The 21,665-nt window shown below is 71.1% G+C and carries 19 protein-coding genes; 6 read left to right on the top strand and 13 right to left on the bottom strand.

The genetic code is table 11. From position 1 onward, the window contains the following. Position 1: 1 nt before the first annotated feature. The 4 genes from ACFPCY_RS20685 to ACFPCY_RS20670 form a co-directional block, all read right to left on the bottom strand. A complete protein-coding gene (locus ACFPCY_RS20685) occupies positions 2–781 on the bottom strand; it encodes an ABC transporter permease (RefSeq protein ID WP_378257482.1) in 780 nt (259 codons plus the stop codon). A gap of 109 nt (positions 782–890) precedes the next feature. Beyond that, positions 891–2,360, bottom strand: a complete 1,470-nt coding sequence (gene pdxR, locus ACFPCY_RS20680; RefSeq protein WP_378257480.1) for a MocR-like pyridoxine biosynthesis transcription factor PdxR — start codon at positions 2,358–2,360, stop codon at positions 891–893. A gap of 260 nt (positions 2,361–2,620) precedes the next feature. Beyond that, the gene (locus ACFPCY_RS20675; RefSeq protein WP_378257478.1) at positions 2,621–2,851 is read right to left on the bottom strand and encodes a hypothetical protein; all 231 of its coding nucleotides are present in this window, start codon (positions 2,849–2,851) and stop codon (positions 2,621–2,623) included. A 373-nt stretch (positions 2,852–3,224) separates the two neighbouring features. After that, the gene (locus ACFPCY_RS20670; protein WP_378257476.1) at positions 3,225–4,130 is read right to left on the bottom strand and encodes an alpha/beta fold hydrolase; all 906 of its coding nucleotides are present in this window, start codon (positions 4,128–4,130) and stop codon (positions 3,225–3,227) included. Positions 4,131–4,509: 379 nt separating this feature from the next. Here ACFPCY_RS20670 and ACFPCY_RS20665 point away from each other — a divergent pair, with 379 nt between their 5' ends. Next, positions 4,510–5,493 (top strand): aldo/keto reductase, encoded by a 984-nt coding sequence (locus tag ACFPCY_RS20665; protein ID WP_378257474.1) that lies wholly within the window; start codon positions 4,510–4,512, stop codon positions 5,491–5,493. Between the two features lie 1,158 nt (positions 5,494–6,651). Further along, entirely contained in the window at positions 6,652–8,019 is a 1,368-nt protein-coding gene (locus ACFPCY_RS20660) for an SMI1/KNR4 family protein (RefSeq protein ID WP_378257472.1), read from the top strand. Between the two features lie 371 nt (positions 8,020–8,390). Here ACFPCY_RS20660 and ACFPCY_RS20655 read toward each other — a convergent pair whose 3' ends face one another. From ACFPCY_RS20655 to ACFPCY_RS20640, 4 genes are all read right to left on the bottom strand, one after another. Beyond that, entirely contained in the window at positions 8,391–8,594 is a 204-nt protein-coding gene (locus tag ACFPCY_RS20655; protein ID WP_378257470.1) for a hypothetical protein, read from the bottom strand. A 138-nt stretch (positions 8,595–8,732) separates the two neighbouring features. Further along, positions 8,733–9,473, bottom strand: a complete 741-nt coding sequence (locus ACFPCY_RS20650; RefSeq protein WP_378257468.1) for a hypothetical protein — start codon at positions 9,471–9,473, stop codon at positions 8,733–8,735. 369 nt (positions 9,474–9,842) lie between these two features. Beyond that, complete coding sequence (locus tag ACFPCY_RS20645) at positions 9,843–10,703, bottom strand: alpha/beta fold hydrolase (RefSeq protein ID WP_378257466.1); 861 nt, start codon at positions 10,701–10,703, stop codon at positions 9,843–9,845. 395 nt (positions 10,704–11,098) lie between these two features. Further along, positions 11,099–11,809, bottom strand: a complete 711-nt coding sequence (locus ACFPCY_RS20640) for a haloacid dehalogenase type II (protein WP_378257464.1) — start codon at positions 11,807–11,809, stop codon at positions 11,099–11,101. Between the two features lie 190 nt (positions 11,810–11,999). On the opposite strand from ACFPCY_RS20640, the gene ACFPCY_RS20635 reads away from it, so the two are divergent. After that, on the top strand, positions 12,000–12,800 hold the full coding sequence (locus ACFPCY_RS20635; RefSeq protein ID WP_378257463.1) for a methylenetetrahydrofolate reductase: 801 nt from the start codon (positions 12,000–12,002) through the stop codon (positions 12,798–12,800). A gap of 229 nt (positions 12,801–13,029) precedes the next feature. Here the strand turns inward: ACFPCY_RS20635 and ACFPCY_RS20630 are convergent, their stop codons facing one another. After that, complete coding sequence (locus tag ACFPCY_RS20630) at positions 13,030–13,554, bottom strand: hypothetical protein (RefSeq protein ID WP_378257462.1); 525 nt, start codon at positions 13,552–13,554, stop codon at positions 13,030–13,032. Between the two features lie 349 nt (positions 13,555–13,903). Continuing rightward, positions 13,904–14,800, bottom strand: coding sequence for a LysR family transcriptional regulator (locus tag ACFPCY_RS20625; protein ID WP_378257460.1), 897 nt, complete (start codon positions 14,798–14,800; stop codon positions 13,904–13,906). Between the two features lie 123 nt (positions 14,801–14,923). Here ACFPCY_RS20625 and ACFPCY_RS20620 point away from each other — a divergent pair, with 123 nt between their 5' ends. From ACFPCY_RS20620 to ACFPCY_RS20610, 3 genes are all read left to right on the top strand, one after another. Continuing rightward, a complete protein-coding gene (locus ACFPCY_RS20620; RefSeq protein ID WP_378257458.1) occupies positions 14,924–16,225 on the top strand; it encodes an SGNH/GDSL hydrolase family protein in 1,302 nt (433 codons plus the stop codon). A gap of 86 nt (positions 16,226–16,311) precedes the next feature. Continuing rightward, complete coding sequence (locus ACFPCY_RS20615; protein ID WP_378257456.1) at positions 16,312–16,539, top strand: hypothetical protein; 228 nt, start codon at positions 16,312–16,314, stop codon at positions 16,537–16,539. A gap of 71 nt (positions 16,540–16,610) precedes the next feature. After that, positions 16,611–17,771, top strand: a complete 1,161-nt coding sequence (locus ACFPCY_RS20610) for an MFS transporter (RefSeq protein WP_378257455.1) — start codon at positions 16,611–16,613, stop codon at positions 17,769–17,771. Positions 17,772–17,865: 94 nt separating this feature from the next. Here ACFPCY_RS20610 and dctA read toward each other — a convergent pair whose 3' ends face one another. The 3 genes from dctA to ACFPCY_RS20595 all read right to left on the bottom strand — a co-directional run bounded on the left by dctA (position 17,866) and on the right by ACFPCY_RS20595 (position 21,486). Further along, positions 17,866–19,239, bottom strand: coding sequence for a C4-dicarboxylate transporter DctA (dctA, locus tag ACFPCY_RS20605; protein ID WP_378257453.1), 1,374 nt, complete (start codon positions 19,237–19,239; stop codon positions 17,866–17,868). 240 nt (positions 19,240–19,479) lie between these two features. Next, positions 19,480–20,535: a tartrate dehydrogenase gene (locus tag ACFPCY_RS20600; RefSeq protein WP_378257451.1), complete on the bottom strand. Its 1,056-nt coding sequence runs from the start codon at positions 20,533–20,535 to the stop codon at positions 19,480–19,482. Between the two features lie 72 nt (positions 20,536–20,607). Next, positions 20,608–21,486: a LysR family transcriptional regulator gene (locus ACFPCY_RS20595; protein WP_378257449.1), complete on the bottom strand. Its 879-nt coding sequence runs from the start codon at positions 21,484–21,486 to the stop codon at positions 20,608–20,610. Between the last annotated feature and the right edge of the window lie 179 nt (positions 21,487–21,665).

Raw genomic sequence — 21,665 nt, 5'->3', positions numbered from 1 at the left:
GTCAGGACTTGCCGCGCCAGGGCGCCAGGCGGCGTTCGGCCAGCTGGAGCAGGCCGTCGATGAGCAGGCCGGAGGCGCCGATCGTGAGCAGCCCGAGGACCACCACGTCGGTCTGCGTGTAGCGCTGGGCGTCGCGGATCATGCCGCCGATGCCGGGCACGCCGTTCACGGTCTCCGCCGCGACGACCGTGGTGTAGGCGACGCCGACGGCGACCCGGACGCCCGTGATGACCTCGGGGAGGATCGAGGGCAGGACGATCCGCAGCGGGATCTGCCATCGGCGCGCCCCGAGCGACCGGGCCGCGAAGACGTAGTCCTCGTGCACGCCGCGCACGGCGTCGGCGGTGGCCACCGCGACCGGCGGCAGGGCGGCCACGAACAGCAGCACGATCTTGGGTGACTCGTCGATGCCGAACCAGATGATCAGGAGGCTGAAGTACGCCAGCGGGGGCAGCGTCCGGACGAAGGTCACCAGCGGGCCGAGAAGCGCGCGCACCGTCGGAACCAGCCCGAGCACCAGCCCGAGGACGATGCCGCCGACCACGCCGTAGAGGCTGCCGAGCAGGATGCGGCGCAGGCTGGCCAGCAGGTGTTCATAGAGGAGGTGGCCGCCGTAGCCGCGCTGCCCGTCGTGCGTGGTGGACGTCTGGACGAGCTGGTGCCAGACGGCTCCGGGGGACGGGACGAAGACCTCCGACCAGAGGTGCGTGGCCGCGACGCCCCACCAGATCGCCAGCAGGGCGAGCACTCCCCCGGCCCGCAGCCCGACGGCTCGCAGCACACCGGACCCCTTTCGATATAACCGACCGAAATAGTTGGAAATGGATCGTAGGCGCTGGAGTGGCTCCCTGCAAAGAACCAGTTCGTTCAGTTCGGCAGGTACCAGATGGCTAGCCGAGCAGCTTCTTCGCCTCGTCGGCGATGACGGCCACGCCCTCGTCGATCCGCTCGGGGGCCAGGGCGCCGAAGCCGAGCTTGATCCAATGCCGCGGGATCGGGCCGCGCGCGGGTCCCGGCGAGTCGAAGAAGAACGTGTCGCCCGGCTCGATCAGGACGCCGCGCGGGTCCAGGCGCGCGGCCAGCTCGCGGGTGTCCAGGCCGGGAGGGCCGCCGATCCAGACGCTGACGCCGCCCGCGCGCGGGCGCATGACCCAGTCGGGCAGGTGCAGGCGCACGGCTGCGACCGTCCGTTCCCAGCGCACCCGCATCGCCTCGCGCAGGTGCCGTACGCCGCGCCGGTACTCCCCGGACGCGATGAGCAGGGCCAGCGCCCGCTGCTGGTGGCCCGAGGGGTGCCGGATCGTGTACCGGCGCAGATCCCGCAGGTGCTCGAGCAGGACGGGATGCGCGGACACGAAGCCCAGGCGCAGCCCCGGGGCCAGGAACTTGGAGAAGCTGCCCAGATAGATCACCGCGTCGGGATCCAGCGAGGCCAGCGCCGGTGAGGCCCGGCCGACGTAGCGCAGCTCGCTGTCGTAGTCGTCCTCGACCAGCACGATGTCGCGCTCCCGGGCCAGCGCGACCAGGCGCTGGCGCCGCTGACCGGTCATCGTGACGTTCGACGGGTAGTGGTGGGCCGGGGTCGTGACGCACAGGGCGACGTCCAGAAGCCGCTCGTCCACGATGAGGCCGCCGTCGTCCACCTCGCCCGGCACCAGTTCGGCGCCGGCGCGCGCGAGGATGTGCCGGGCGTCCGGATACCCGGGATTCTCGACCATGACCCGGCTGCCCTCGCCCACCAGCGCACCGGCCACCAGGTGCAGGCCCTGCTGCGATCCCACGGTGATCAGCACGCGCTCGGGGTTCGCGGCGATCCCCCGGCCGGCCAGGATCTCCCGGCAGACGAGCTCGGTCAGCAGCGGATCGTCGACGTCGATGCCGTCCTGCAGGCTGAACCGCCGGTGCTCGCCCCGCAACGCCTCGCGCAGGGAGCGCAGCCAGGCGCGGTCGGGGAACGCCTCGGAAGGCAGATGCCCTGTGACGAACGCGTACCGATAGCGGTCCCAGTGCTCGGGCTTGCGGACGTGCGGCAGGTCGTCCGCGCCCGGCGGTGACTCGAGCCGTGCGAGCCAGCCGGGCGAGGCGTGCTCGGTCGGGTCCGCCCTCCTGCGCGCCGCCAACTCCTCGTTCACCACATGCCCGGACCGCGGCCGGGCGATCACCACCCCGTCGGTGATCAGCTCCTGGTAGGCCAGGTTCACGGTGTTCCGCGACACCCCGAGCTCGGCCGCCACCTCCCGCGACGACGGCAGCCGCCCGTCCTCGAAGCGCCCGGCGAGGATGGCGTCCTCCAGGCCGCGCCGCACCCTCCGGTACAGCGGCCCGTCCTCGTCTTCTCCCAGCGGAAACAGCAGCCCCATCCGCGCCAGCCTAGGCGCCCGCACGTCGGCAAGGTCCTGGCGCCCGCCGTACGTGACGGGCGCGTCACCGCCGCCCCTCCGGAACGGCACGGTTCGCCCCACCGCTTCGACCTGGCCGTCCATACGAACGGAGCCCGTGGGCCGGAGGGTTCTCTCCGGCCCACGGGCTCGTCGGTCCTCCAGCCGGCCGCCGCAGCGGCGCCGGTCGTATCCGGCTCGACGGGTCGGTGCCACCGCCCGTCCTCGCTCGCTGCCGGGCGTCAGGTGGTCAGGCGCTTCTTGAGGAGTTCCTTGGCCTGCTCGGCGCCCTTGCGGCTGTCGGCCTGGGCACGGCGGAAGAAGTCGGACAGTTCCTGGTCGCCGGCCCGCTGCGCGTCCTGGATGTAGGTCTCGAGGCGAAGGACGTTGCTCAGACACGCCTCGGTGAACCAGATGATGTTGTAGTCCTTGTCCTTCGTGCCGGTCACCTGACCGGTCTCCTCATGGGACATCTCGTCCTCCTCGTCTTGTCCTCTGCGCCCGTCTACCCGCGCTCTGGGTGCGAAACCTCCACCCTTCGGGCACTTCCGGACACCTGTTTCGCCGCTGGTGACGGGAGATGGGAGCAGGGAGGCGCGTGGGACTCGCCTTTTGCTGGTATGAGCGGCGCAGCACACCCTCAGTCTGGCGATGCTCCTCTGCGGCGGGACGCCGACGCCTTCGAGGCCCGCTGTTCCCGATTCGATCGTGCCGCGGCATCGGCTGCGCGGGCAGCTGTCCTAGGCGGCGAGCGCCGCCGCCCGCTTCGCCGTCCGCTCTGCTGTTCGGAGTCTCACCTCTTCACTCCCTCAACCCCTGAGCGGCGCGATCAGTCCTGCCCGCTCTCTAGAGCGTGGACGGTTGGGACGGCTGCGCGTCGAGTGGACCGCACTCGTCGAGGAATGCGATCACGGCGTCGGCGAACTCGTGCGGGGCCTCTTCGGCGATGTGGTGGCCGCAGTCGATCGTGCGGTCGCGCACGTCCGTCGCCCAGGTGCGCCATATCTCCAGCGGATCGCCGTACAGGTAATGCATGTCGTCCTGGGCGGCCCACACCAGCAGGGTCGGTGCGGTGACGACGCGTCCGGCGGCGCGGTCGGCGTCGTCGTGGGCTCGGTCGATGCCGAGGCCGGCGCGGTAGTCCTCCAGCATCGCGTGCACGGTGTCCGGGTCGTGGATGGCGGCCTGGTAGTCGGCCCAGGCCTCGGGCTCCATGTGGGCGTCGGTGGCCTTGTACCACGCGTCCGGGTCGGCGTTGATGATCCGTTCGGCGGGCTTGGCGGTCTGGCCGAAGAAGAACCAGTGCCACCAGGCCGCGGCGAACTTCGCATCGCAGCGGGCCAGTGCCTCGCCGATCGGCACGACGTCCATCGCGACCAGCGCCGCCACGGCGTCCGGATGATCCAGCGCGATGCGCGTCGCCACGTAGCCGCCGCGATCATGCCCGGCGACCGCGAACCGCTCGTGGCCGAGTGCCCGCATCAGCGCGACGCAGTCACGGGCCATCGCCCGCTTGGAGTACGGCGCGTGATCGTCGGTGGTCGGGGGCTTGGACGACCGGCCGTACCCGCGTAGGTCCGGGCACACCACCGTGTAGCGCTCCGCGAGGAGCGGCGCCACCTTGTGCCAGGTCGCGTGCGTGCGGGGATGCCCGTGCAGCAGGAGGACGGGCGGACCCTCACCGCCGTACCGCACCCGCAGCTCGGCCTCACCGACGTCCACCCGCTCCAGCGCGAACCCCTCAAAGATCATTACCGCCCGGTTCCCTCGGACATCCGGTGTAAACGGTGCATTGAGGCCCCTCCCTACAGGCGGGTGAAGATGGTGGGGACTCCGGGCGCGGTCCCAGCCGAGCGCGGCGGCCAGTTCGCTCTGCCGAAGGCCGCCGCCGGCCTTGTCGATCAGGAGGTCGGGCTCGGAGAGGCCCGCGGCTTCGGCGACCTCGGCGATGCTGGCGAGGCTCGCGCCCGGACGACCTCGCAGGCGCGCTTGAAGGCGAACCAGAGCTGCACGGCGGCGTCCACGGGCAGAGCGGCACCGCCCTGTGGTGTTGATGTGCAACACCACCCTTCCTACTGTTGATGGGTCAACGCTTGCAGGACGCGCCCACATCCCCCAAAGGCGGTCTTCCATGCGGTTCCGTCGTCTCGGCACCGAAGGCCCCCTGGTGGCGCCCATCGCGCTCGGCTGCGAGGCGCTGTCCGAGGGCACCGATGAGGCCGATCTCGTCGCCACCGTCCGCGCGGCTCTCGACGCGGGGATCACGGTCCTGGACACCGGCGACTTCTACGGCATGGGCTACAGCGAAGAGATCATCCGCAAGGCGCTGGGCGCGCATCGCGACAGGGCGCTGCTCAGTGTGAAGTTCGGCGGGCTGCGCGACCCCGACGGGACGTTCGTCGGCATCGAGGGCCGTCCTGCGCACGTCAAGAACGCGCTCGCCTACTCGCTGCGCCGCCTCGGCACCGATCACGTCGACATCTACCGGCCCAGCCGTCTCGACCCCGCGACCCCGATCGAGGACACCGTCGGCGCGATCGCCGAGATGGTGCAGGCCGGGCACGTCCGGCACATCGGCCTGTCGGAGGTCGGGGCCGGGACGATCCGGCGCGCCCACGCCGTCCACCCCCTCTGCGACGTGCAGATCGAGTTCTCCCTGTTCAGCCGCTCCCCCGAGACCAACGGCATCTTCGACACCTGCCGGGAACTCGGCATCGGCGTCACCGCCTACGGCGTCCTCAGCCGCGGCCTTCTCACCGGCGCGTACGCGCCACCGCCCGGCGGCGACCCGCGCGCCGGCTACCTGCCGCGCTTCCGCCCCGAGAACCTGCCCACCAACCTCGCCCTCGCCGACCGCCTCCGCCCCCTGGCCGACGCCCGCGGCGTCACCATCGCCCAGCTCGCCATCGCCTGGGCCTTGACCCGCTTCCCGTCCCTGGTCGCCGTGGTGGGCACCCGCCGCCCGCACCGAATCCCCGCCACCGTCGCCGCCGCCGGACTCTCCCTCACCCCCGACGACCTGACCGCGATCGACCGCGCAATACCCGCCGAGGCCGTAGCCGGAAGCCGCTACGCCGCCCCCCTCATGCCTCTCCTGGACAGCGAGCGCACCTGACCCAGAACCTGCAGACGATGAGAGGGAGTTTCGTCCTGCCTTTGAGGGTGTCAAGTGCCTCGCCAGGTAACGGCGTTCGCGCCGGTGAGGCGGCGTGTCATCAAGTCACTCACCGCGATGTGGATGATGGCGGCGGAGAGACCAGCGCAAAGTACCTCGGCAAAACGCACTCACTCGTCCTAAGAGGACTGACATGCCCCCCAGAAAGACGGTGACGCCGTCCGTGGTGCGTCCGGCGGAACGCGGTTAGCGTTCCGCCGGACGCACCATCGTCAACACCCCCGGGCCCCGAAATCGCCGGTTGCACTTCCACCCTCTGGGGCGAACAGACCGGTGGGTGCTGGTGCCTGACCACACCGTATCTGGGCGGCGGTGGTGTGCGCGGGATGGCCCGTGATCCGCTGTTCGGTGGCCGGCTCCCACCTCACCGGGTCATCGTTCGAACGCAACTTCTGACCTTGCCGTTCAGCCCGCTTCGATGCTTCCCTCAAAGTCTCTGCGGAACGAGCTACCGATCGACGGTGACCGGGACGCCGCGAAGCCGCAGCCGCGTCATCAAGAACTCCATCTCCGGAAGTGTCCCCGTCAAGCCTCCACGGCTCAGTTCTTCAACCAGCTCACGAGCCCCCGGCAGCGTGGCCCCTGAAACCTCCCGGAAAACCTTCAACGCGGGCACCAAGCGGCGGAGCGGGCCGGCCAGTCGCAGCCTCGCCGGTCCGTGGACAGCGAGCAGCGCTTCTCGAACGTGGTCAGGCGCCGGACCCGGCCCCGAGTGTTCACACAGGCGGGTGCCGCAGGACGTGCAAGAGAACTCCGAATCGCACCACAGCTCATCATCATGGACGAACTGGTTCACCTGTCGTCGCGCCAGACCGCCGCACTCGCAGCGCACTGAGATCGTCGCGGTTTGACCAGACATCCGTGCCTCCCTCGACTGAATGCGGACGGCGCCTTAGGAGGACCTGCTGCGCGTCCGTCCACATCGCCCCCGGTCAGGGCCAGGCGTCCCAAAAAGTTCGCGGCGTGCTCCTGTCCCCTACGGCCAGGCACTCACCATCATGGCCGACGCTGCATCTTCGATGCTTCACCGGAAGTGTCGGGGTGAACCGGCACAATCGCTCCGCTAGGTGATCACCAGATCCGTACCGGAGGCTGCTCATGCCCGCGCTCGACGACTTCGCCACCTGGGAGCCGCTGCTGCGGGTCATGCGGGACGCCCTCGGCGTGCCCGTGGGCCAGGCCACGGGTTCGATCTCCACCAACGGCTGGAGCACCGCGCTGAAGCCACCGCCCACGGACCCCGAACGAGCCGTCCGCTTCACCCCCACTCGGGCCACCGAGGAGGCTGTGAAGCCGGTGCAAGCAGTTCTCGGCGACAACACCGTCATCGACGAGGTCGCGTTCGTCGCCGATTTCGAGGCGTCCGGACGGGTCGTCCTGCGGTGGATGGCCTCCCTGGACGTCCCCCGGACGAGCCTCGGCCCCGAGGGCCCGCAAGAGCTGATCCTCGTGGACGGGGCTGTTGCTGAGCCATGGCGCAGGCTGCCTGAGCCGACCCCGCACGCCACGCCCTCGCCCACCGCCGACCCGGCGCTGCTGGAGCGCACGCTGCGCGAGCGGCTGCCCGAGGCGATTCCCGCCACCGACGCCGAGATCGCCGCCGCCGAGGCGCGGCTCGGGTTCCTGCTGCCCGAGGAACTCAAAGCCGTCTACCGAGTCACGCGCGGGACCCGGTGGAGCGACTTCGACAACGACGTCGCGGCGGTGGGACGGTACACCGACGCCGTCCGCTTGGAACTGTACGAACTGGACGACCTCCGTATCGCCGATCCGGAGTCCCGCCCGGACCAGTGGCGGTTCGCCGCCTTCGAGGCGGTCGTCACGCGCCCGGACTCGCCCGTCCAGGGCCTGGTCGGATCACCGGGCTGGATCGCGTTCGGGGAGGACGGCGGCGGCGACGTCTACGCCATCGACCTCACCCCCGGCCCGGCCGGGCACACCGGCCAGGTGATCCTGCTCAGCCACGAGAAGAGCATCGGCGCGGACCTGATCGCCCACTCGCTCACCGACATGATCGTCGGCGGTCAGGAGCTCTACCTGAGACAACCGCCGGCCGGGACACCGCAGGTCGCCTACATCACCGACCGCAGCGTTCCGAGCATCGAGGCCGCCGCGCACCCCGACCTGGAGGTGCTGAGCCTCGGCACGGGGGAGGGCGACCCGGTCAGCCTCGCCGCGCTCTTCGACTGCCCGAAACTACGGACCCTGACCGCCGCCCCCGGCACGCTCGCCGATCCGCTGGAGATCGTCCGCCTGACCGGCCTGGAATACCTGTCGCTGCCCGCGGCGTACTGGCGCGTCCTGCTCGACGCCGACGCCGTGCCGCGAAGCCTGCTGGCAGCCGGCTTCGCGGGCTTCGAGGGCTACACCGACGACCCACTGGGATGCGTGGAAGTCGCCAACCGGCTACTAGACCTGTTCACCGGGCCGCCACTCACCCAGACAGTCGTTGAAGGCGTCCTGTAGGGCCGGGCCCGGTGCAATCCCAGCCCACCCGCTCGCACCGGCAAAGGCGCTGACAGGCATGCGGCGCCCGGCCCAGGCGGCGCGGCCGAAGGCTACCAGCAATGACCGGACCGAACGATACCCACGACTCCGAAGTTGGCTCGCCATCCGTCTCGCGAAACCCCCCACGACTGCACGCACCGTGATACTGCACGGATGCGGCCGACCAACTGGTGCAGCGCGCTTGCAGCGGCCCACCCGGTGGCACCGGTTCTTCGGCGTCTTTTGAATACCCAGTCCGGGGCGCCGGTGCCGAACGGGTGCAGGATCTGCTCGGCGGGGGTGGGTTGGCCGTCGCTGTGGTGGCCGCGTTGTGCCTGGAGGGGTGGGGGTCAGGCGGCGGTTGTCCATCTGCGGGGTGGTTCGGTGATGTCGGCGAGGGCTTCCTGTCGTTGTGCCCACGCCGCGTCCCATGTCCGCTGCTGCTCGGGGGTGAGGGTCAGCGGGTCGGTGATCTCGGCGGCGAGTGTCGACAGCACCGCCTCGGCTTGACGGAGGCGGTGCCGGGCGTGGAGCCGGGGCGCGGGGCTGTTCACGGGGCGATCGTACGGGACGCCTGTGACTGTTTCGGGGTGTCCTTTGCGTGATGGTTCTCTGCTGGGGTATGTGACCTGCGCCGTCGCAGTCGGGTGGCCTGGGAGGTTCGTTCTGGGGCCGGGTTGAGGTGAGGGAGATCAGTCGAGCTCGGTGACCTGGTCGGCGACGGTGAAGGCGGCGCCGCATTCGGTGCAGGAGGCGGTGCCGAACAGGTGCAGGATCTGCTCGGCGAGGGTGGCCTGGCCGTCGCCGTGGGCGGTGTCGTACAGCCGCTTGCCGATGGTCTGTAGCTCGGCGGGATCGGCCGGGTGCAGGGCGAGCGCGTGAACCTGGTTTTGGAGGGCGTAGTCCTCGGCGGTGGAGAAGTAGCCGCGCGATCCCAGCGCGATGAACAGGCTGGTCTCGCAACCGGGGCATTCCACCTCGTACTCCTCGCCGAGGAGCTGTTCGAGATTGGAGCCCCAGATCGGTACGCCCTCCAACGCCAGGATCGTCTGCAGCAGCATGGTGTAGGTCTCGTGATCGGCTTGTGCGTCCAGCAGGGTCTGGGCGGCTTTGTGAAGTTGGGAGATCTCCGCCGCATACTGTCGCCGGACGTCGCCGGCGTCGTGCATCTGGTGCTCGTCGGACATGATCGCGCCGCCGAGGCCGGCCGCTTGCAGACGGTCGTCGCGGTGCCGTTCATCGTCGGCGGCCAGGGCCGCCAAGGGGGTGAGCGCGGCGAAGCTCGCCGAGTACACCGTGCCCTGGTGCCACAGCGCCGACCACAGCTGCTCCCACGCCTGGTCGTGATCACCGGGCACATCGAGTTGCTCGAACAGGCCGGGAATGTCTTCGGCCGAGCCGTAGGCGTGGGTGAGATCGGACCAGGTCGTCATGTCGGAGATCAAACCACTCCGTACCGACGTTCCTGGTCTGAGGTCGGCGTCCTGGACGGCGTCGGGCTCGTCCCTGGAGAGACCGTCGCGTTCCTGCTCCACAACAGCGGCCGTGCCTCCGCCGCGTCCTCGCGGCCCAGGCCGTCGGCGGGGTCGCCAACCCCGTCAACCCGCTGCTGCCCGAAGAGCACGTCCGCAACGTCCCAGCCCTGATGACCTCGACGGCGCCGTCAGCCTCTCGGGACTGCCCCCGCTGTTTTACGTCAACGCGGTGCACGTCACCGGGCTCGCACCCGTCCGGTAAGCGACACCGGCTCGGCACCCGCAATACAGGTAGGGCCCGGTTGATCAGCTAAAGGTCTCCCGGCGTCAGCCGAGGACTTCGCGGAGCTTGCGGGCGAAGGCCTCGGGCTGTCCGGGGTAGCCGGTCTCGGGGCCGGCGAAGCCGCCGTGGTGGCTGGGGAAGACGACGGCTTCCCGACCGAGCAGGGCGGCCGTCGCCCAGGCGGTGCGTCCGGTGAGGGCGTCGCCGGTCTCCTCACCCACGGCGATCACGACGCGGGTGGAGGCGCTCCTCAGGGCCGGGAAGTCGGGCTCGTAGCCGGTGATCGGCCGGGACGCGTCGGACAGCAGGGGGTCGCCGCGGCTGCCGTCGTCCTCGGACGGCATGCCGAGCGCGGCGGGGTCGGCGGCGGGCTGGGCGAAGTAGGCGTCGGTGAACTCGCCCTGCCAGGACGTCATCGCGATGAAGGCGGCCATCCCGGCGAAGAAGCCCCTGGCCTCGTAGGCCTCGCGGACGGCGTTCCGGGCGCGTTCGGCGGCGTCCGCGTCGGGAAGGACGGTGAGGAGCGGCGGCTCGTGCGCCACCAGGGTCGCCACGTCGCCGGGGTGGGCGGTGACCAGGGCGAGAGCGGTCACGGCGCCGCCGCTGCTGGCGAACATCTCGACCGGACCCGCGCCCAGCGCCTCGATGATCGCGTGGACGTCGCGGGCCTGGGTCTCGGGATCGTTGTCGGTGCGGTCGTCCCGGCGCCTGCTGCGCCCCAGGCCACGCGGGTCGTAGGTGACCACGGTCCGGTCGCCGAAGTGCGGCGCGAGCGCGCGGAAGCCCTCGGCGGTCATGGGCTGGCCGATCATGACGAGCGGCGGCCGTCCGCCCTCCGTCGGGAGCGGCCCCTGGACGTCGTAGACGAGGTCCACCTCGGGCGTTTCGAGCACGTTGAAGGTCATATCGACTCCTGCGGATTCGCGAACTCGTCGGTTCCGTCACCGGGCCCTCGCGGGCCCCTTACATCTCTTGGTCGGAGCCGCCGCCGACTTCTCGACATCCCCGAGAAGAAAGCTGGCACGCCTACGCCGCACTCCCTCCGATCTTAGGCGCGCATGGCCCACGACCTCGTGGAACGCATCCGCCGCGCGGTCGCGCCTCACTCCAGCCTCCCCTGCGGCATCCTGTTCCGGCCTCGCCGATCCGTTCGGGCTTGGCCCCTCGGGAAGTGAGACCATCGGACGGCACCTGATTCATCGGCGAACCCGTCCGTGCCGACCTGCTGGTCGCAGAAGCGGTGCGGGACAACGGGGACCGCGTCTGGGCGCAGAGATCCCGCCTGCGTTTCACCGACGGGTCAGCAGCCGAGTTGACCAGCGAGATCGAGGAAGTCGGCGGCGTTGATGTCGAACTCGTCCTCGAACACCACATCGACCACGCCATGAGGGCCGAACTCATCGGGACGCGCCACGAAGGCGGTTCGAAAGCCCAGCGCTCCGGCCGCGCGGAGGTCGTACTTGTGACACGCCACCATCATGATCTCTCCGGGCGGCAGCCCCAGATAGGCGGCGGCCATCCGGTAGACCGCTGGATCCGGCTTGAACGCCCCCGCCATCTCGGCGGCGAAGACGGCGTCCCACGGCAGGCCACCGCGCTTGGAGATGTTCACCACCGCGGACACGTCGGCATTCGACAGGGTCGCGAGCACGAAGCGCTTCTTGAGACGAGTCAGTCCCTCGATCACGTCCGGCCACGGCGTCAGTCTCTGCCACGCCGACGCCAGCTCCTCGCGTTCCTCCTCCCCCAGGACGGCGATGCCGTCATGGTCGAGCAGCCTGTCCAGCTCCCGGCGATACACCGAGTGGACGCTCGTCCAAGCCTCCCGGGACACCGTTGCCGACTCCAACGCAGCGAAGTACGCGGCACGCCACCGCGTGACGAAGGCGCCCCAATCCACGCCTTCGCACCGGCCCGCGGAGATCCGTTCGGCCTCACCGCACACCGTGGCGAAAAAATCCGTCGCAGTGCCCTGAACATCGAACAGCAACGCCTTCGGAGCGACCTTCATGACACCCTCCCGAGCTCTCACGAATCGTCCCACTCCCGATCGTCCGGACCGCGGCCCGCACCGACAGGACACCGCAGCGCCCCGGAAGCCATCGGCGGCGGCCACCGGGGGCGAGAAGCCTGCGGACAACCGACGGCGCTGGATTGTCACGTCTGTTTGGGCCCGCTGACCGGCCGTCTAGGGTGAGGGCATGACACGTGGGTTCGAGGTGGTGTGTGAGATCGAGCCGCCGACCCGGCCGGATCTTCGGCGGGTCCGACACCAGATCGGGGTACTGGACGCCGTCGCGGACGCGTTCCTGATCCCCGACAACCACATCGGGCGGGCGACGGTGTCGAGCGTGGCGGTCGCCCACGAGGTGCAGGCGATGGGAGCGACCGGGATCGCCTGCCTGAACGCCCGCGACCGCAACCTGCTCGGCTTCCAGCGGGACCTGCTGACCGCCGCCGCCTACGGCGTCCAGCGGTTCCTGTTCGTCTACGGCGACAAGCCCGCCTCCGGCGACCGCACCGGCGAACTCACGGTGCGGTCCATGCTCGACCAGGCCCGCGCCGCCGCCTCCGACCCCGTCTTCACCGGGCATCCGCGGTTCCGGATCGGCGTCGCCGCCGGCATGCGGCCGCTGCCCGCCTGGAAGCAGCAGGCCGACTTCGTGTTCGCCCAGGTCAGCTACAGCCTGGACGACCTGCTGCGCTGGCGCGAGACCGTCACCGTCGACGCCCCCGTCTACGCCGGAGTGATGGTCCTGGCCAGCGCGACCATGGCCCGCAACCTCGCCGCCACCATCCCCGACATCACCATCCCCGACGCGCTCGTCCGAGCCGTGGAAGCCGACCCCGACGCCGGCATCGCCGCCGCCTGCGACCACGTCCTGGCCATCCGCGACAGCGGCGCCTTCGACGGCGTCCACCTCGTCCCCGTCAGCCGATACCGCCAGACCGCCGCCCGCCTCGAACCCCTCCTCCGCAAGCCGCCCAGAAATCCCCTATGACGTTCGGAGCTCCTTGGCCGAATCGGGCGAGGGCGAGGCAGTAGCCCTGGCCTGCGTAGGGACCGCCGGGGGGAGCCGGTCGGCCTCGGCCCGGGCGGCGTAGGGACCGGCGGGGGAGCCGGTCGGCCTCGGCCTGGGCGGCGTCTCGCTGCACGGTGAGATGTCGGCCGTTTCTCCTGGTCGCGGGCCAGACGCCGGGGCGGCATGCGTAGATCCGGGCTCGTCGCGGTCATGCCAGGGTTCGACAGAGGTCCTCGATTTTCGCGTGCGCGGCATGGACGATCTGGTTCCCGTCCGCCTTGAAGACGACGGTGAACTTGCCGTGGATGATGTACTCACCCGCCGGATAGCCGATGTTGCCCTGCCGGACGCCGATGCTGAGGCCGCCGTCGATCCGTGCGCGGCGCGTGCCGTCCTTGAGGTGGTGGAACCACCCGTAGCCCGAGACCTCCCGGACGACCGAGTGGCCGTTGCCGGTGAAGCGGATGACCAGCGGACCCCGGAACTCCTCCAGCTTGACCTTGCCGTTCGGGTAGGTCTGGAGCGTGCGGACCTCTTCCTCGTCCCGGACGATGTCGCCGTGCACGGTGAACGCGCATACGCCCGTGTCGGTGAACGGGCTGGTCCGGTACGGCCGCCAGCCCCCGTGCTCGGCGGCCGAGGCCGACGGCCCGGCCCAGGTCGCCGCGGCGGCGCAGGCGATGGCGGCGGACGTCAGCATCACCCGGCGAGCGGCGATTCTCCTGTCGAACAACAGACACCTCCGGTTCGATGGACTCGCCGGATAGTGTCCCGACCCCTGGTGCGCAAGGAAATAGAGCGACGAATTTAATCCGGCGTGCGCAAATCCCCGCCCGTGAAAGCGCTGGACAGCGGGGTGGACGCGCTCGTCCATGGCGCGACCTGTTCCGGTCACGCCGCGGACGACGCCCAGAAACGGGGTCGGGCTTCTCCAGGTCGTCGGCGTCGGCGACCTGGCCGGAGTTTCTGAAGATGCTCCGGCGGGCCGAGCTGATCGACTCGGTGGCAGCAGGCGCACGTAGGTCTCGTCGGCGGTCCAAGGCCCGGCTGGGGTCGTCAGAGCACGCGGACCGACGGCCCCGTCATGCGGTCGCGGTGTTCGCGTCCTTGGCCGCACGGACGAACTCGCGGATGCGTTCGCTGGAGTTGGCGGTGAGCCAGACCGGGCCCCACGCGATGGGCGGGGCGTCGTGGATGGGGACGTAGGCGATGTCCGGACGGGGGTAGAAGCGGGCGGCGTGCGCGCCGACGGGGAAGACGCCCTTGCCGGCCGCGATGAGTGTCAGCGCCTCCCCGAAACTGGCGGCCTGCGGCCCGGGAGTGACCGGTCTGCCGTCGGGGGTGCGGTGCGGGAAGCGGTCGGTCCGGAACGTGTGCGGTGCGTCGGTCAGGCCCTGGATCAGGGGATGGTCGGCGAGCATCGCCAACGGCACCGACCGCTCGGCGGCCAGGGCGTGGTCGGCCGGCACCGCCAGCATCCGCGGCTCGGTGAGCAGCGCCGGACCGGCGGTCAGGGCGGGGTGGCCGGCGAACAGCAGATCGATGAACTGGACGTCGACCTCGCGCTGGACGAGCCGCGAGACGGTGTCGTGCCACTGCGTCTCCGCGATCTGCACCGCGCAGTCGGGATGGCGGTCGGTGAAGGTGCCGACCGTCTCCAGCAGCAACTGGCCGGCGGCCGCGCCGAGGAATCCGGCTCGCAGGACTCCGCCGACGCCGCGGCCGGCGTCGACGGCGCGTTGCAGGGCCTGCCGGATCCCGTCCACGTGCGGGCGGAGCTCCTCGGCCAGTTGCTCGCCCAGCGGAGTCGTCCGGACGTGCCGGCTGGTGCGTTCGAACAGCGGTGCGCCGATCCGGCGCTCCAGCTTCTTGATGATCTGGCTGACGCGGCCCTGCGCCAGCCCGAGCCGCTCGGCCGTGCGCCGGAAGTGCAGTTCTTCGGCCAGCGTCAGGAACGTCTCGATCTCATGTCGCTCCACTGCGCCCCGCACCTCCAGCGGTGAGCGGGGCTCACCGGCTCTTCCCGGTATTGATCTTGATGCGGACATTCTCGACCACCGAATCTGAACAGGTCCACTTTCCTGACCTGGAGCCCCAGAGGAATGACCGTGTTCAAAAGCACCAGGCGCTGTGCTCGCATGCTCGTCCCGGCGCTCGCGCTGGCCGTGGGGGCCACCGGCACCGTCGCGGCCGCCGGCCCGGCTCCCGCCGCCACGTCCAAGGCCGCTTTCGCCTCCGGCGGATGGACGACGGGCTGGGCGGCGGCCATGCAACGCCCCAGCACGGGCTTCGAGCCGAACTGGGCCGAAGCGGGATTCTCCGACCAGACGGTGCGGCAGGTCGTGCGCGTCACCGAGGGCGGGACGCGGGCGCGGATCCGGCTGTCCAACCAGTACGGCGGCTCGCCGCTGGAGGTCACCGGCGCGACGATCGCGCGCGCCGGGCGGGGCGCGGCGGTGAGCCCGGGATCGCTGCGGCATCTCACCTTCGGACGCGGCGCGCGTTCGGTGGTCGTCCCGGCCGGCGGCCAGGTCGTGAGCGAGCCGGCCGACCTGCCGGTGAAACCGCTGGAGTCGCTGACGGTCACGCTGTACCTGGCCGGGACGACCGGCCCGGCCACCACGCACCTTCAGGGATACGCCACCACCTACCGCGCTTCCGGTGACCACCGCGCCGACACCGACGGCTCGGCCTTCCGCGAGGGCGCCACCACGCACAGCTGGTACTACCTGTCCGGCGTGGACCTGGCCGGCGAGCCGCCCCACCGCGACACGGTGGTGGCCCTCGGCGACTCCATCACCGACGGGTTCGGGTCCGGCAACGACACCGACAGCCGCTACCCCGACCAGCTCGCCGCCCGCCTGGCCGCCGCGGGCAAGCGGCGCCCGGTGCTCAACGCCGGCATCGGCGGCGGCATGCTCCTGTCCGACTCGGCCTGGTTCGGGGAGAAGCTCGGCACCCGGCTGCAACGGGACGTCCTCGACAACCCCCGCGTCGGCACCGTGATCGTCCTGGCCGGACTGAACGACATCGGCTTCAGCGAGATCGACCGTCCCACCTACAAGCCCGACCCCGACCGCAGCGTCGCCGAGCTGATCGCAGGGCACCGCGCGATCATCCGCCGCGCGCACGCCCGCGGCATCAAGGTGATCGGCGGGACGCTGCTGCCGATGAAGGGCGCCGAGTACTACACCGCCACGTCCGCCGCCAAGATCCGGCAGCTCGACCGGTGGATCCGCACGTCCGGCGAGTACGACGCGGTCGCCGACTTCGCCAGGGCCGTCGCCGACCCCGCCGACCCCGAACGGCTGCGCCCGGAGTTCGACAGCGGCGACCACAAGCACCCCAACGCGGCCGGCTACCGCGCGATGGCCGCCGCGGTGAACCTCGCCGACCTGCGCTGACCTGGACCGCCACCCACCGACGGACACCGCTGCGGGCCGGGCCGGTAAACCCCGGCCCGGAGCGGCATCACCCGAACAGGACATCCATGAAATCCGGCCCGCCCCCGGCGCACCCCGCCTCACCGCTGCGGCACGTCGCCGACCTGCGTGACCGCACCGTCGAGCGTCTGCCCGCCCTCCCCCGTCCCCGGCAGCTCCCGGCCGAGACGACCAGCCACCCCGACCTCGACATCGGCCAGAGCCGCGGCATCGCCACCACCGACCCGCGCCATCCCGACGCCTTCCCCGTTCTCACCGAGGCGGCCCTGGCATGACCGCCGAACCGACGACGACCACGACCACTGGCACAAGCGCCGGCGCGAGCACCGCGGCAGCGCCCCGCGCGATGCCCGCCGCACTTCTGGCACTGGCGGTCGGCGCGTTCGGCATCGGCCTCACCGAGTTCGTCATCGCGGGCCTGCTGACCGAGATCTCCACCGACCTCGCGGTGTCCATCCCGGCGGCGGGCCTGCTGGTCACCGCCTACGCGATCAGCGTCGCCGTCGGAGCGCCGCTGCTCACCGCCGCCGGCACCCGGGTCCCGCGCAAGACCATGCTCGCGGCGCTGATGGCGCTGTTCATCGCGGGCAACCTGACCTCCGCGCTGGCCCCCTCCTACGGCGTCCTGATGGCCGGACGAGTCGTCGCCGCGCTCACCCACGGCGCCTTCTTCGGCATCGGCTCGGTGGTCGCCGCGAGCCTGGTCGCCCCCAACCGAAAGGCCTCGGCGGTGGCCATGATGTTCACCGGGCTCACCGCCGCCAACGTCCTCGGCGTGCCGCTGGGCACCGCACTCGGCCAGCAGCTCGGCTGGCGCGCCACCTTCTGGGCGGTCACCGCCATCGGCGTGGTCGCCCTGATCGGCATCGTCGTCCTGGTCCCGGCACGGCCGGCCGAGCCGTCCGGCGGCCTGCGCGCCGAACTGCGGGTTTTCCGCCGGCCCCAGGTGTGGCTGGCGCTCGCCATCACCGCGCTCGGCTTCGGCGCCGTCTTCGGCACGGTCACCTACATCGACCCCATCATGACCCGCGTCGCCGGCTTCGGCCCGGGCGCGGTGCCCTGGCTGCTGGTCCTGCTCGGCGCCGGGCTGTTCGCCGGCAACCTGATCGGCGGACGGGCCGCCGACCGCCGTCCGATGCCCGCCCTGCACGCCTCGCTCGCCGGCATCACCCTGGTCCTGACCGTGTTCACCGTGACGGCGCATGCCCGGATCCCCGCCGCGCTCACCCTCCTGGCCTTCGGCGTCACCGGGTTCATGCTCGTACCCGCCGTCCAGACCCGCGTCATGGACCAGGCCGCCGACGCGCCCGCCCTCGCCTCGGCCGCCAACATCGCCGCCTTCAACCTCGGCAACGCCGTCGCCGCCTGGCTCGGCGGCGCCGCGATCGACGCCGGCCTCGGCTACACCGCTCCCACCTGGATCGGGGCACTCCTCGCAGCCACCGCCCTGCTCCTGGCCGCCGTCACCGGCGCACTCGACCGTCGGGCGAGAGCGTCTCGGCCATGACGACCATGCCCCGGCCGCTCTCCGCGTATGGCATGACCAAGGGGCGACGAGGACGTCGGTACGTGCGGCGGTACGGGCCGCCCGTCAGGGGCTGTCATGGGCTGGCGGTGAGGGCTCGGGAGTCGGTGACGGCGGGCTGGTCAGAGGCCGGGGACGTGAGGGGTTCGGGGGTGCCGGTGCGCAGGACGCGGTTGACGCGGGCGGTGTCCAGGGTGTGTTCCCAGCGGGCGACGACCAGGGTGGCGACGCTGTTGCCCGCCAGGTTGGTCAGGGCGCGGCATTCGGACATGAACTTGTCGATGCCGAAGATCAGCATGATGCCCGCGGCGGGGACGGTGCCGACGGTGGACAGGGTGGCGGCCAGGGCGATGAACCCGGCGCCGGTGACGCCGCCGGAGCCCTTGGAGGTGAGGAGCATGACGGCGAGCAGGCCGATCTGCTGTCCGAGGCTGAGCGGTGTGTCGGTGGCCTGGGCGATGTAGACCGCGGCCAGGGACAGGTAGATCGAGCTGCCGTCGAGGTTGAAGGAGTAGCCGGTGGGGACGGTGAGGCCGACGATCTCGCGGCGGACGCCCAGCCCTTCGAGTTTGGTCATCAGGCGCGGCAGCACGCTCTCCGACGAGGAGGTGCCCAGCACGATGAGGAACTCTTCGCGCAGGTAACGCAGCAACCGGAAGATGTTGATCCTCAGCAGTGCGGTGATGCCGCCGAGGACGACCACGACGAAGAACGCCGAGGCGCCGTAGAACAGCCCGAGCAGCGAGCCGAGGCTTGTCAGCGTGGAGACCCCGTACCTGCCGATGGTGTAGGCCATCGCGCCGAACGCACCGACCGGCGCGGCCTGCATGACGTAGTACATGATCTTGAAGATGACGGCGCTGAGCCGGTTGACGCCGTCGATAATCGGCTGAGCCGGCGGGCCGACGGCCTTGAGCGCGACGCCGAACAGCACGGACACGAAGATGACCTGGAGAATGTCGCCGTCGGCGAAGGCTCCGATCGCGCTGGACGGGACGATGTCGGTCAGGAAGTGCCACCAGCTCTGATCCTGGCCTTCCTTGACGTACTGGGCCGCGTCTCCGGCCAGGTCGAGGTGGTCAAGGCGGGCGTGGACGCCGGTGCCGGGCTTGAACAGGTTGACCGCGAGCAGGCCGACCGCGAGCGCGGCCAGCGTGCCGGCCTGGAAGTACAGCAGTGATTTCAGGCCGACGCGTCCGACTCGGCGCAGGTCGTCGACGCCGCCGATGCCCGCGACGATCGTCAGGAACACGATCGGGGTGATCAGCATCTTGATCGCGGACACGAACGTGGACCCGACCGGTTGCAAGGAGGTTCCGGCCGAGGGCCACAACCATCCGGTCAAGATCCCTGCGAGGATGGCCATCAGCACCCACAGGTACAACTGCTTGTACCACGGTTTGGCCGGTGTCGCCGGGAGGGCCGGGGTGTGGGGCGCCGGTGCTGCCATGGCTTTCTCCTCAGGGGGGCGGGCGGAGGGATGCAGCGGGGCTCTGATGTCGCGGTGCGACCCACGGGTAGACGCGACGGGCGCGTATCGCGCACCACGGACGGCTCGCGCGACGGGCGCGGCTCGCGCGACGGGCGCGGCTCGCGCGACGGGCGCGGCTCGCGCGACGGGCGCGGCTCGCGCGACGGGCGCGGCTCGCGGGCTGGGGGCGGCTCGGTCATCGGCCGGCGGCCCGGGTGATCAGAGCAGTTCGAGCAGCTTGCCGGTGAACTCGGCGGTGGTCGCGGTGCCGCCCAGGTCGGGGGTGCGCACGTCGGTCTTGGCCAGCACCGCGGCGATCGCGTCGGTGACGTCGTGGGCGGCGTCGGGGTGCCCGAGGTGGTCGAGCATCATCGCCGCCGACCAGATCGCGCCCACCGGGTTGGCGATGCCGCGGCCGGCGATGTCGGGGGCGGAACCGTGCACGGGCTCGAACATCGACGGGAACCGCCGTTCGGGGTTGAGGTTGGCGGCGGGGGCGATGCCGATCGAGCCCGCGACGGCGGCGGCCAGGTCGCTGAGGATGTCGCCGAACAGGTTGGAGGCGACGACCACGTCGAAGCGGGCCGGGTCGAGGACGAACTTGGCCGCCAGCGCGTCGATGTGCTCCTGCTCCCAGGCCACCTCCGGGCGGTGGCGGGCGCGTTCGGCGACCAGCTCGTCCCAGAACGGCAGGGTGTGGACGATGCCGTTGGACTTGGTGGCCGAGGTCAGCCTCCCGCCGCGCCGCGCGGCGAGCCCGAAGGCGTAGTCCAGCACGCGGGTCACCCCGGCCCGGGTGAACACCGCCTCCTGCACCGCCATCTCGTCGGGGAACCCGCGGTTGAGCCGCCCGCCGATCTCGCTGTACTCGCCCTCGACGTTCTCCCGGACGACCACGAAGTCGACGTCGCCGGGCGCGGCGGCGCGCAGCGGGCTGTCGATGCCCTCGAACACCCGGATCGGCCGCAGGTTGACGTACTGGCGGAAACCGCGGCGGATGGGGATCAACAGCCCCCACAGCGAGACATGGTCGGGGACGCCCGGGTAGCCGACCGCGCCGAGCAGGATGGCGTCCTTGTCGCGGAGCTGGTCCAGGCCGTCGGCGGGCATCATCGACCCCTCGCGCAGGTAGCGCTCGCAGGACCAGTCGTAGGCGGTGTAGGAGAACCCGAAGCCATGCCTGGCGCCGACGGCGTCCAGGACCTGCAGGGCGGGCGGGAGCACCTCGGCGCCGATGCCGTCGCCCGTGATCAACGCGATGTCGTGGTGGGTCATGGGCTGATTGCAGCAACCGGCCCCGCCGGGCGTCCAAGTCGCAGCCCGGATCACTCAGATAAGCGTCCCTTATCAGGGCTTCTCGGTGGCGTGGGCAACGAATTCCCGGGCGGCCGGCGACAACTCGCCACGGCGGCTCACCAGCGCGATGTCCAGGGCGCTCTCCGGTTCGATGTCCAGCACCCGCGCGCCTGCCTGCTCGGCGATGCCGCGCCAGGCCTCGGTGACCACGACGACGCCCACGCCCGCCAGCACCAGCGGGATGATCGACACCCGGTGCTCGGTCTCGGCCGCGATGGCGAACCGGACGCCGCGCTCGCGCAGCCCGTCCACGTAGGCGCGCATTCCGGTACCGCGTTGCCCGACGATCAGCCTCAGCCCGGCCAGCTCCTCGCAGCCCACCGCCGTCCTTTCCGACAGCGGCCCGTCGGGCCAGGTCACCACCACGAACCGCTGCCTGCCCACCGGATGCGCGCTCACCTCCGCGTCGGGCAGCGGCCCCGCCGAGGCCAGCAACCCCAGCTCGGCCGAGCCGGTGCGGACCATCTCCACCACGTCCCGGGCGGTGAACGCGGCCTTGATCGCCACCGACACGCCCGGATACCGGCCGGCGAACGAACTGATCATCGACGTCAGCGGTTCCACCGCCTGGGACGGCATCGCCGCCACGTCCAACCGCCCGGTGCGCAACTCCCCGACGGCGGCGACCCTGGCCCGCGCGGTCTCCAGGCTGCGCACCGTCGCCCGCGCCGGCTCGATCAGCGCCCGTCCGGCCTCGGTCAGCACCGCCCGGCGCCCGATGCGGTGGAACAGCGCCCCGCCCAGATCACGCTCCAGCCCCTGCATCGCCTGAGACAACGCCGGCTGCGAGACGTACAGCACCGAGGCCGCCCGAGTGAAACCGCCATGGTCCACGATCGCCAGGAAGTACTCCAACTGCCGGATGTCCATCCCCCGATCCTCGCCCCTCCAGCCCGGCCGGACGAACCGGCCGCCACCCGCGACCGGCCGCCACCCGCAACCGGCCCTCACCCGCGACCGAGCCCTCAGCCACGACCGGCTACCACCGCGGGCCGCGCCACGCCCTGACCGACATGACCGACCAGGACCCGGCTACCGACAGCACCCTG

This window comes from Actinomadura gamaensis, from assembly GCF_042652125.1.
In the GTDB taxonomy this organism is placed as follows: domain Bacteria; phylum Actinomycetota; class Actinomycetes; order Streptosporangiales; family Streptosporangiaceae; genus Spirillospora; species Spirillospora gamaensis.
Note: the sequence above shows the minus strand (reverse complement) of the source record. Positions and strands in the feature narration are given on the sequence as shown.

Coding starts and splice junctions, on each gene's coding strand:
- ACFPCY_RS20670 (WP_378257476.1), bottom strand. CDS start 4,130: ATGATCTTTGAGGGGTTCGCGCTGGAGCGGGTGGACGTCGGTGAGGCC.
- ACFPCY_RS20595 (WP_378257449.1), bottom strand. CDS start 21,486: ATGGACATCCGGCAGTTGGAGTACTTCCTGGCGATCGTGGACCATGGC.
- ACFPCY_RS20620 (WP_378257458.1), top strand. CDS start 14,924: ATGACCGTGTTCAAAAGCACCAGGCGCTGTGCTCGCATGCTCGTCCCG.
- pdxR (WP_378257480.1), bottom strand. CDS start 2,360: ATGGGGCTGCTGTTTCCGCTGGGAGAAGACGAGGACGGGCCGCTGTAC.
- ACFPCY_RS20615 (WP_378257456.1), top strand. CDS start 16,312: ATGAAATCCGGCCCGCCCCCGGCGCACCCCGCCTCACCGCTGCGGCAC.
- dctA (WP_378257453.1), bottom strand. CDS start 19,239: ATGGCAGCACCGGCGCCCCACACCCCGGCCCTCCCGGCGACACCGGCC.
- ACFPCY_RS20660 (WP_378257472.1), top strand. CDS start 6,652: ATGCCCGCGCTCGACGACTTCGCCACCTGGGAGCCGCTGCTGCGGGTC.
- ACFPCY_RS20640 (WP_378257464.1), bottom strand. CDS start 11,809: ATGAAGGTCGCTCCGAAGGCGTTGCTGTTCGATGTTCAGGGCACTGCG.
- ACFPCY_RS20645 (WP_378257466.1), bottom strand. CDS start 10,703: ATGACCTTCAACGTGCTCGAAACGCCCGAGGTGGACCTCGTCTACGAC.
- ACFPCY_RS20635 (WP_378257463.1), top strand. CDS start 12,000: ATGACACGTGGGTTCGAGGTGGTGTGTGAGATCGAGCCGCCGACCCGG.
- ACFPCY_RS20650 (WP_378257468.1), bottom strand. CDS start 9,473: ATGACGACCTGGTCCGATCTCACCCACGCCTACGGCTCGGCCGAAGAC.
- ACFPCY_RS20600 (WP_378257451.1), bottom strand. CDS start 20,535: ATGACCCACCACGACATCGCGTTGATCACGGGCGACGGCATCGGCGCC.
- ACFPCY_RS20675 (WP_378257478.1), bottom strand. CDS start 2,851: ATGTCCCATGAGGAGACCGGTCAGGTGACCGGCACGAAGGACAAGGAC.
- ACFPCY_RS20610 (WP_378257455.1), top strand. CDS start 16,611: ATGCCCGCCGCACTTCTGGCACTGGCGGTCGGCGCGTTCGGCATCGGC.
- ACFPCY_RS20665 (WP_378257474.1), top strand. CDS start 4,510: ATGCGGTTCCGTCGTCTCGGCACCGAAGGCCCCCTGGTGGCGCCCATC.